The organism is Kitasatospora sp. NPDC059803 (assembly GCF_042732255.1).
Lineage (GTDB): Bacteria > Actinomycetota > Actinomycetes > Streptomycetales > Streptomycetaceae > Kitasatospora.
On sequence record NZ_JBHWIJ010000317.1, the window covers coordinates 1 to 9,553 of the forward strand.

At 73.1% G+C, this 9,553-nt stretch carries 10 protein-coding genes and 1 pseudogene; 5 read left to right on the forward strand and 6 right to left on the reverse strand.

Annotated elements, in window-relative coordinates; genetic code table 11:
* Positions 1–112: 112 nt before the first annotated feature.
* Positions 113–1,390, reverse strand: a complete 1,278-nt coding sequence (gene aspS / locus ACFV6I_RS33475; RefSeq protein ID WP_380429438.1) for an aspartate--tRNA(Asn) ligase — start codon at positions 1,388–1,390, stop codon at positions 113–115.
* Between the two features lie 503 nt (positions 1,391–1,893).
* Between aspS and ACFV6I_RS33480 the strand changes: the two genes are divergently transcribed.
* Positions 1,894–2,079 (forward strand): PspC domain-containing protein, encoded by a 186-nt coding sequence (locus tag ACFV6I_RS33480; RefSeq protein ID WP_063349060.1) that lies wholly within the window; start codon positions 1,894–1,896, stop codon positions 2,077–2,079.
* Positions 2,080–2,188: 109 nt separating this feature from the next.
* Here the strand turns inward: ACFV6I_RS33480 and ACFV6I_RS33485 are convergent, their stop codons facing one another.
* The 3 genes from ACFV6I_RS33485 to ACFV6I_RS33495 form a co-directional block, all read right to left on the reverse strand.
* Entirely contained in the window at positions 2,189–2,545 is a 357-nt protein-coding gene (locus ACFV6I_RS33485) for a hypothetical protein (protein ID WP_063349059.1), read from the reverse strand.
* Positions 2,546–2,758: 213 nt separating this feature from the next.
* Positions 2,759–3,916 (reverse strand): adenosine deaminase, encoded by a 1,158-nt coding sequence (locus ACFV6I_RS33490; RefSeq protein WP_063349058.1) that lies wholly within the window; start codon positions 3,914–3,916, stop codon positions 2,759–2,761.
* Positions 3,917–4,035: 119 nt separating this feature from the next.
* A complete protein-coding gene (locus ACFV6I_RS33495; protein WP_079135830.1) occupies positions 4,036–5,013 on the reverse strand; it encodes a LysR family transcriptional regulator in 978 nt (325 codons plus the stop codon).
* 92 nt (positions 5,014–5,105) lie between these two features.
* On the opposite strand from ACFV6I_RS33495, the pseudogene ACFV6I_RS33500 reads away from it, so the two are divergent.
* The 4 genes and pseudogenes from ACFV6I_RS33500 to ACFV6I_RS33515 form a co-directional block, all read left to right on the forward strand.
* Positions 5,106–6,362: pseudogene (locus ACFV6I_RS33500) on the forward strand (MFS transporter); the annotation flags it as partial.
* A gap of 40 nt (positions 6,363–6,402) precedes the next feature.
* Positions 6,403–6,756: an AbrB/MazE/SpoVT family DNA-binding domain-containing protein gene (locus ACFV6I_RS33505; protein ID WP_079135829.1), complete on the forward strand. Its 354-nt coding sequence runs from the start codon at positions 6,403–6,405 to the stop codon at positions 6,754–6,756.
* Complete coding sequence (locus ACFV6I_RS33510) at positions 6,743–7,036, forward strand: hypothetical protein (protein WP_063349056.1); 294 nt, start codon at positions 6,743–6,745, stop codon at positions 7,034–7,036. The genes ACFV6I_RS33505 and ACFV6I_RS33510 overlap by 14 nt, the downstream gene beginning before the upstream one ends.
* Positions 7,037–7,061: 25 nt before the next feature.
* A complete protein-coding gene (locus ACFV6I_RS33515) occupies positions 7,062–7,616 on the forward strand; it encodes a Uma2 family endonuclease (protein WP_380429442.1) in 555 nt (184 codons plus the stop codon).
* Between the two features lie 91 nt (positions 7,617–7,707).
* On the opposite strand, the gene ACFV6I_RS33520 is transcribed toward ACFV6I_RS33515, so the two are convergent.
* Together ACFV6I_RS33520 and ACFV6I_RS33525 are read right to left on the reverse strand one after the other, a co-directional pair.
* Complete coding sequence (locus ACFV6I_RS33520; protein ID WP_380429444.1) at positions 7,708–8,046, reverse strand: helix-turn-helix domain-containing protein; 339 nt, start codon at positions 8,044–8,046, stop codon at positions 7,708–7,710.
* Positions 8,047–8,141: 95 nt separating this feature from the next.
* Positions 8,142–9,419, reverse strand: a complete 1,278-nt coding sequence (locus tag ACFV6I_RS33525) for a thymidine phosphorylase (RefSeq protein WP_380429447.1) — start codon at positions 9,417–9,419, stop codon at positions 8,142–8,144.
* Between the last annotated feature and the right edge of the window lie 134 nt (positions 9,420–9,553).

Sequence of the window (9,553 nt, forward strand, 5' to 3'; positions counted from 1 at the left end):
GGGGGCGCGCGGCGGGCCCGCCGGCGCGGCCCCTTCCCCCCCCGGTTCTGCCCCCGCGGGGGGGGGGGGGGGACCGGCCCCCCCGCGCCCCCCCCCCCGCCGGGGTCAGATGTCAGGGCGTCAGGCGGTGCAGGTCGCGCGGGAAGAGCGTGGTCCGGCGGATGTTGTCGGTGCCGGTGAGCCGCGCCGTCCAGCGCTCCAGCCCGAGCGCGAACCCGCCGTGCGGCGGCATCCCGTGCGCGAAGGAGCGCAAGTAGCCCTCGTACGGCTGGACCGGCTCGCCCCGGGCCGCCAGCGCGGCCAGGTAGTCCTCGTGCCGGTGCAGCCGCTGGCCTCCGGTGACCAGTTCGAGCCCGCGGAAGAGCAGGTCGAAGCTGTTGGAGTACTCCGGGCGGCCCGGTTCCGGGTGGGTGTAGAAGGGCCGCTTGCGCATCGGGTAGCCGACCACGAACAGGAACTCGCTGCCGTGCTCGCGCAGCGCCCACTCGCTGAGCCACCGCTCGTGCACCGGGGCGAGGTCCGGCTCGTCGACGCCCAACAGCCGCATCGCCTCGGCGAAGTGGAGCTGCGGGATCTCCGCCGGGACCTCGGGCAGCTTCACCTCCAGCAGGTCGACGGCGGCGCCGGCCCGCTCGGCCACCGAGGCGACCATCCCGGCGACCACCTCGCGCAGCACGGCCATCACCTCGCGGTGGTCGGCGATGAAGCCGAGTTCCGCGTCGAGGCTGGTGTACTGCGCCAAGTGCCGCGCGGTGTCGTGCGGTTCGGCCCGGAACACCGGCCCGGTCTCGTAGACCCGCTCGAACACCCCGACCATCGCCTGCTTGAAGAACTGCGGCGACTGCGCGAGGTAGGCGGGGCGGCCGAACCAGTCCAGCGCGAAGACGTTCGCCCCGGACTCGGTGGCCGAGGAGACCACCTTCGGGGTCTGGATCTCGGTGAAGCCCAGGCCGTCGAGGGTGGCCCGGAACCCGCCCACCGAGGCCGCGGTGATCCGGTGCAGGGCGGACAGGCGCGGGTGGCGGAGGGTGACGGGGGCACCGTCGAGGATCACCGGGAGGGCGGCCTCGACGGTCGGCCGGAACAGGCTGACCGGGGGCGCCTCGGCGAGGCTGGACAGGACCTCGACGGTGGGCGAGGTCAGCTCGACGCCGGCCGGCGCCTGCGGGTTGGCGGTGACGGTGCCGCGGATCCGCAGGACGGTCTCCTCCGGCAGGTCGGGGCCCGCGCCGGTGGCGACCACCTGGGCCAGTCCGGAGCGGTCCCGGATCACCAGGAAGGTGACGGACTTGAGTGCGCGGCGGCGGTGCAGCCAGCCACTGATCTCTACGGATTCGCCGACGTGGCCGGGTAGTTCGGCGGCCAGGACACGGGTCGTCGGGTGGATCATCGCGGCCCTCCAGGGGCGTCGTGGTGATCCCTTCGGAGTGCGGGCGAGAAGGGCAACTCGCGGTGCCACCGCACTTTCGCCGCCGCCCGCACGGGCGGCGGCCTCATTGCGGCCCGTTGACGGGGGCCGGCCGGCGGGGCATTTCCTCCCCGCACTCGGGAGTGTCTTCGCTCCGGGACGCAGGGCCGCCTTCACAGCTGCCGGCGGCTCTCTCGGCCCACGGGGCCCGGAGGTACTCGTCTCCCTCGACGTGTTGCCGGAGAGGCTAGACCGGACCGCCGCCGGACCGCAACGGGCTTTCCCGCCGCCGCGCGGGCGCCACCTGGGGCGTCCGCCTCCGGGCGACCCTGAGACGGACCCCGACACCCGGCTACGCCTCACCGGCGAGTCGGCGGGGTGGCGAATCGACTGCCAGGTGGACGTTTCCGGGAGCGCGGTGGCGGAGAGTGGAAATTAAGCCCGCCGGATCGGCCGGATCGGGTGCCACGACACGGAGTTGACCCATGAGCGCCCGTCTCGCCCGTCCCCGTCACAACCGCGTCATCGCCGGCGTCTGCGCCGGGCTCGCCGAGCGCTACGGCGTGACGCCGTGGACCGTGCGACTGATCTTCCTGATCTCGATCATCCTGCCCGGGCTCCAGTGCCTGGTCTACCTGGCCCTCTGGGTGCTGCTCCCCCAGGAGCCGTAAGCCCGGGAACCGTACGCCCGGCGCCGTCGCGCCGGGGCCGGTACGACGGCGGGCCGCCCGCTCCCGGGATCACCGGGGCGGACGGCCCGTCGTCGTGCCGACGGCCAGGTCAGCCGGCCAGGCCCGGCAGCGGCAGGGTGTGGGTCAGCCCGCCGATGGGGGTCTTGTCGATGCCGGGGATGGTCGGGATGGCGCCACGCGTGGCGGCACCGGCCTCGGCGGCCGGGGCGGGCGCCGCCTGGCCGGCGGCCGGGGTGAGGGTGCCGAGCGTGCCGGTGACCTTGTCGCCGCCGGGCAGCTTGGCGGCGGTGTCGGTGACCGCGCCGGTCACCGCGGGGTTCGTGACCGCGCCGGTGGGCAGCCCGAGGCCGCCGGGCGCGGGGGCGGCGGCGGCGGTACCGGCGCCCACCGCCGCGATGGCGATGCCGAGCGCCGCGGTGCCGGCGGCCTTGAGAGCCTGCTTCATGGTTCGTCCCTTGGGTCGTCGTCGGTGGCCGACATCGGGACGGGGCGGACGGGCTACCGCCGCCACGGCCTGTCAGCATGGACGGGCACACCGTAGTGAGTGGGCCGCGCGAGGACCAAAGGGCGTTCACTCACCCGAGTGAGTAGTCGGATGAACGCCAACTCCCTTTCGGGACCTGGGCGTTCACCCGACCATTCGAACGGGCCGGGCTGCTCAGCTGTCGCCGGTGCCCGAGCTGAACAGCCACTCCGCCTTCAGTTCGGCGTACCCCGGCTTGATCACGTCGTTGATCATCGCCAGCCGCTCGTCGAACGGCAGGAACGCGGACTTCATCGCGTTCACCGTGAACCACTCCATGTCCCCCAGCGTGTAGCCGAAGGCCTCCACCAGGTGCCCGAACTCGCGGCTCATGCTGGTGCCGCTCATCAGCCGGTTGTCGGTGTTCACGGTGACCCGGAACTTCAGCCGGCTGAGCAGCCCGATCGGGTGCTCGGCGTACGAAGTGGCCGCCGCGGTCTGGAGGTTGGAGGTCGGGCACATCTCCAGCGGGATGCGCTTGTCGCGCACGTACGCGGCCAGCCGGCCGAGCTCGACGCTGCCGTCCTCGGCCACCGTGATGTCGTCGACGATCCGCACGCCGTGGCCGAGCCGGTCGGCGCCGCAGCACTGCAGGGCCTCCCAGATCGACGGCAGGCCGAAGGCCTCGCCCGCGTGGATGGTGAAGTGGTTGTTCTCGCCCTTGAGGTAGTCGAAGGCGGCCTGGTGGCGGGTGGGCGGGTGGCCCGCCTCGGCGCCGGCGATGTCGAAGCCGACGACGCCCTGGTCCCGGTGGCGGTTGGCCAGTTCGGCGATCTCGGTGGAGCGGGCGGCGTGCCGCATCGCGGTCAGCAGGGTGCCGACCCGGATCCGGTGGCCGGCCGCGCGGGCGTTGGCCTCGCCGAGGCGGAAGCCCTCGTTCACGGCCTGGACGACCTCGTCCAGGGACAGGCCGGCCTCCAGGTGCTGCTCGGGGGCGTAGCGGACCTCGGCGTACACGACGCCGTCGGCGGCCAGGTCCTCGGCGCAGTCGGCGGCGACCTTGATCAGGGCCTCGCGGGTCTGCATCACGGCGCAGGTGTGCGCGAAGGTCTCCAGGTAGCGGACCAGCGAGCCGGAGTCGGCGGCCTCGCGGAACCACTCGCCGAGCTCCTTGGCGTCGGTGGTCGGAAGGCCCTCGTAGCCGACCGCGGCGGCCAGCTCGACGACCGTCTCCGGGCGCAGCCCGCCGTCGAGGTGGTCGTGCAGCAGCACCTTCGGCGCGCGGCGGATCTGGTCGGGGGTGGGGATGCGCGGGCCGGCGCCCGCGGCGGTGACAGGGATCTGCTTCTCCATTGCGGAAATATAGCCCCTACGCGCGTAGACCCACCACTGTTAACACGGCCGGTTCGGCGAAAGTCCACCGGGAATTCCACCGTCCGGGCCATCCCCGGCACATTCGGCCCAGTTGCGGCTCAATCGTGCTGCAGCAACCGGCCCCGCCGGGACAGCACGAAGTCCCGGAACGCCGCCACCGGCGGGGTCAGCGGCCGCCCCGCCGCCCAGGCCAGTCCGATCGCCCGCCGGGTACGCGGCGCCGTCACCTCCAGCTCCACCACCCCCGGCCGCGGCACCAGCGCCGGCGGCAGCAGCGCCACCCCCAGCCCGGCCGCGACCAGCCCGCGCAGCGTCTCCGCCTCCTCCCCCTCGAAGGCCAGCCGCGGCACGAACCCGGCCTGCGCGCAGAAGCCGTCCGTGATCGCGCGCAGCCCGTACCCCTCCTCCAGCCCGACGAACGGCTCCTCGGCCACCTCCGCCAGCCGGATCCGCCGCCGGCCCGCCAGCCGGTGGTCCGCCGGGACGACCAGGTGCAGCCGCTGCTCGTCCAGCGGGCGGGCCGTGAAAGCCGGATCGTCCGGCAGCGGCGCGACCAGGCAGAGGTCCAACTCCCCCGCCCGCAACCGCTCCAGCATCGCCCCGACGTAGTCCTGCACCAGCTGGAACCGGACCTGCGGATGCCCCGCCCGGAACCCGCGCAGCAACGCCGGCACCGCGTCCGTCCCCATCGTGTGCAGAAAGCCGAACGCCACCCGCCCGGCCGCCGGATCGGCCTCCGCCCGGGCCGCCTCCGCCCCCCGCTCGACCTCCGCCAGCGCCCGCTCCACCGAGGCCAGCAGCAGCCGGCCGGCCCTGGTCAGCCGGACCGTCCGGCCCTGACGGGCCAGCAGGTCCACACCCAGCTCCTCCTCCAGCCGGGCCACCGCCCGCGACAGCGTCGGCTGCGGCACCCCGAGCAGCGCGGCCGCCCGCGTCACGTGCTCCAGCCGGGCCACCGCCGCGAACTGGGCCAGCCGGGGCGCCAGCAGCACCGCCGGCTCGTCCGGCCCCAACTCCGCCACCCGGTACCGCGGCTCCGTGCCGTCCGTCACGTCCACCCGGTCCGCCCCGGCCATCCCGCCACCACCTCGACTCATACGACAACGCATCGATCATCCACCGTTCATGCATTGGACGCATCAACCACAGCGCGCCTACCGTCGACGACATGCAGCCCGCCGATACCAGGGCATCCGTGACCACCCCGGATGCCCCCGCCCCCGACGCCTCGCACGACGACCGCCACCGCCCCGGCCAACGCGCCTTCCGCCGCGCCAACCTCGCCCTGTTCGCCGCCGGAGTCGCGACCTTCGTCCTGCTCTACTCCACCCAGGGCCTGCTGCCGATCCTCTCGGCCGACCTCGACCTCACCCCCGGCCAGGCCAGCTGGACGGCCTCCGCCGCCACCCTCGGACTCGCGCTCGCCCTGCTCCCCGCCAGCGCCCTGTCCGACCGGTACGGCCGCACCGCCGTGATGACGGCCTCCACCCTCGCCGCCGCCACCCTCGCCCTCGCCCTGCCGTTCGCGCCCGACCTCACCACCCTCGTCGTGCTGCGCGTCCTCCAGGGCGCCGCGCTCGCCGGGCTGCCCGCCACCGCCATGGCCTACCTCGCCGAGGAGGTCCACCCCAGCGCCCTGGCCTCCGCGATGGGCCTGTACGTGGCCGGCAACAGCATCGGCGGCATGGGCGGCCGACTGCTCTCCGGCTGGACCGCCGCAGCCTTCGGCTGGCGCTGGGGCCTCGCCGCCTCCGCCGCCCTCGCCCTGCTCGCCGCCCTCGCCTTCCGGCTGCTGATCCCCGCCGCCCGGCACTTCACCCCGGCCCCGGTGGACGCCCGCGCCCTGGCCCGCACCGTCGGCCGGCACCTGCGCAACCCGCTGCTGGTGCGGCTGTACGCGCTCGGACTGCTGTTCATGGCCGTGTTCGGCGCGGTCTACAACACCGTCGGCTACCGGCTGATCTCGGCGCCGTTCCACCTGCCCGAGTCCGTCGCGGCCTCGATCTTCGTCGTCTACCTGGTCGGCACCGGCACCTCCGCCGCGGCCGGCCGCCTCGCCGGCCGACTCGGCCGCCGCGGCGCGCTCTACGTCTCCATCGGCGTGACCGCCGCCGGGCTGCTGCTCTCCCTCACCGAGTCCCTGGTCTGCGCCCTGCTCGGCCTGGTCCTGATCACCGCCGGCTTCTTCGCCGGCCACGCCACCGCCTCCTCAGCGGTCGGCCGCACCGCCACCGAGGGCCGCGCCCAGGCCTCCGCGCTCTACCTGATCGCCTACTACCTCGGCAACAGCCTCGGCGGCACCCTGGGCGCCGACGCCTACCACGCCACCGGCTGGCCCGGCGCCGCCACCGTCGGCCTCACCGCCATGACCCTCGCCGCCGCCGTCACCCTCTACGCCACCCGCCAGGCCCACGCGGCCCGGCAAAGGACCGACTGGGCAGACTTTCTGCCAGGTAGACTTCCCCATGGCAGACCTCAAGCGCCGCCGTCGTCCCCACCTGGTGTCCACGCCCGTGCGGAAGAAGGGCGTGGTCACCATCCCGCAGGAGATAAGGGAGCAACTGGACCTCCAGGAGGGCGACCAACTGGTGGTCGCCATCGAGGACGGCCGCATCGTGCTGACCCCCGCCTCCGTGATCCCCGACGACCAGGCGTGGTTCTGGGGCGCCGGCTGGCAGGAGAAGGAGCAGGAGGTCGACGAGGCGATCGCCGAGGGCGACCGCGGCGAGGTCTTCCAGGACGGCGACGCCTTCCTGCAGTCCCTCGCCGACGAGGGCGGCCTGGACCTGGAGGAGATCAAGCGCCGTGCCGACGCATGAGTCGCCGGCCCACTTCCTCCGTGACTGGAAGGGCCTGACTCCCGCGCAGAAGGCCGCATTCCTCGTCGCCGTCGCCCAGTTCGTCACCGACCTGCGGGCCGGTCAGGGCTTCCGACGCGGCCTGCGCGTGAAGAAGATGCAGGGCCACCCGGACATCTGGGAGCTGACCTGGGCCCCCGGCGGCCGGGCCACCTTCCACTACGGCCTCCCCATCCAGGGCGGGGACCCGCACATCGTCTGGCGCCGGATCGGCACCCACGACGTCTTCAACCGCCCCTGACGACCACCGCCGATACACTCCGGGCATGAGCGTTGATCCGGCGGCGTACGCCCGATTGCGGGAGATCGCCGATCAGCTTCCCCGGCTGCCGGGGCTGGGGAAGGTCGAGATCGCCGACGGAGCGGTCGTCCTGATGCTGTCGCCGGTCAAACGGCACGAACTCGCGGTACTGCGGATCGCTCAACAGCTCAATGCCCAGCTACCGCAGACCCACCCCGGCTACATCGCCCACGGTGGCGCGGACCTGGAGGACGTCGGCCTCGGTCGGCTTCGGAATCCCGACCTGATGGTGTTCCCCGACGCGGCGCTGGACGACGACGACCCGGCCTTCCTTCCCCACGAGATCCTTCTCGTCGTGGAAATCGTCTCCACGTCCAACCCCGAGAGCGACTACCGCGACAAGGTCCACGACTACGCGGCGATGGGCATTCCGCTCTATCTCCTGGTCGATCCCCGCAAGGGCACCGGCATCGTCCACGACGAGCCCGGCTACACCCACCGCAAGGACTTCGCCTTCGGCGACAAGATCACCGTCGGCCCCTGGACGCTCGACACCAGCGTCCTGCGGACTTACGCCTGAACCCGCACCCGCAGGACACCGGCCGACCGGGCCTGAACACACGGAAGGAGCCCGCACCCGGCAAACCGGGTACGGGCTCCTCGTCGGCCCCTCATGCAGCCGGCGCGTGAAAGCGAAGCTTCGTATCAGCGCCGGGCACCACGTGGATGTCCAACTCGGCTTCCAGAGCCACCGCCAGCTTTTCCAACAGCGGCAGGGTGGGCACGGTGCCGGCTCCCTCGATGCACTCGATCTCGTCTTCGGTCATGTTGGCGCGACGGGCCACGTCCGTCTGCGACAGGCCGAGAGCAGTGCGGCGGTCGTAGAGCGCCTGCCCGAACGCCCAGGAGTAACGAAACTCCAGCCGCTCTGCGGCCATCTCCGGGCTCTCCTGCACCTGCTCGCCCAGCAGCTCACGCGTGCGGCGGGTCTTCCACTGGAGGTGGTTCATCGCCACCCCCCTCCGGTTCGATCTCGACCGTGAAGCGGTCAACTCCCATGTGCGGCAGCGTAGGGCACGCTGCCGCACATGGGGTAATCACGCGGTCACGCGATGCGGTCGAGGACGATCGGGTTCGGGGTGAAGGCCGTGCCGGCCGGGGAGACCTCGATGCCGCCCGTCAGTGCCTCGATGGCGTAGTCGTAGCGCTCGGGGGTGTCGGTGTGCAGGGTCAGCAGGGGCTGGCCGGCCACGACGGTGTCGCCGGGCTTGGCGTGCATCTCGACGCCGGCGCCGGCCTGGACCGGGTCCTCCTTGCGGGCGCGGCCGGCGCCGAGGCGCCAGGCGCAGACGCCGACGGCGTAGGCGTCGAGCCCGGTGAGGACGCCGGAGGCGGGCGCCGGGATGACGTGCTGCTCGCGGGCGACCGGGAGGGGGGCGTCGACGTCGCCGCCCTGGGCGGCGATCATGCGGCGCCAGTGGTCCATCGCGGAGCCGTCGCGCAGCGCGTCGGCCGGGTCCTTGCCGTGCACGCCGGCCGCGGCGAGCATCTCGCGGGCGAGGGCGAGGGTGAGCTCGACGACGTCGGCGGGGCCGCCGCCGGCCAGCACCTCGATCGACTCGCGGACCTCCAGCGCGTTGCCGGCGGTGAGGCCGAGCGGGGTGGACATGTCGGTGAGCAGGGCGACGGTGTTCACGCCGGCGTTGGTGCCCAGGCCGACCATGGTGCGGGCGAGTTCGCGGGCGTTGTCGAGGTTCTTCATGAAGGCGCCGGAGCCGACCTTGACGTCCAGGACCAGGGCGCCGGTGCCTTCGGCGATCTTCTTGGACATGATCGAGGAGGCGATCAGCGGGATGGCTTCGACGGTGCCGGTGACGTCGCGCAGCGCGTAGAGCTTCTTGTCGGCGGGCGCGAGGCCGTCGCCGGCGGCGCAGATGACCGCGCCGGTGGAGCGCAGGACGTCGAGCATCTCCTCGTTGGAGAGCAGGGCGCGCCAGCCGGGGATGGACTCCAGCTTGTCGAGGGTGCCGCCGGTGTGGCCGAGGCCGCGGCCGGAGAGCTGCGGGACGGCGGCGCCGCAGGCGGCGACGAGCGGGGCGAGCGGGAGGGTGATCTTGTCGCCGACGCCGCCGGTGGAGTGCTTGTCGCTGGTGGGCAGCGGCAGCGAGGAGAAGTCCATCCGGACGCCGGAGCGGATCATGGCGTCGGTCCAGCGGCTGATCTCGTGCGACTTCATGCCGTTCAGCAGGATCGCCATGGCCAGGGCGGACATCTGCTCGTCGGCGACCTCGCCGCGGGTGTAGGCGTCGATGACCCAGTCGATCTGAGCGTCGCTCAGTTCTCCGCTGTCGCGCTTGGTCCTGATGACGGAGATGGCGTCCATGCGTGCTCCAAGAGGGGTTTCAAAAGCGAAGAGTGGGGGGGGGTTGGGGGGGGGGGGGCCCCCCCCCGCCCCCCCCCCCCGGGGGAAAAGTTGTCGGGTGTTAACCGCCCCGCCCGCCCCCCACGCGGCGGCGC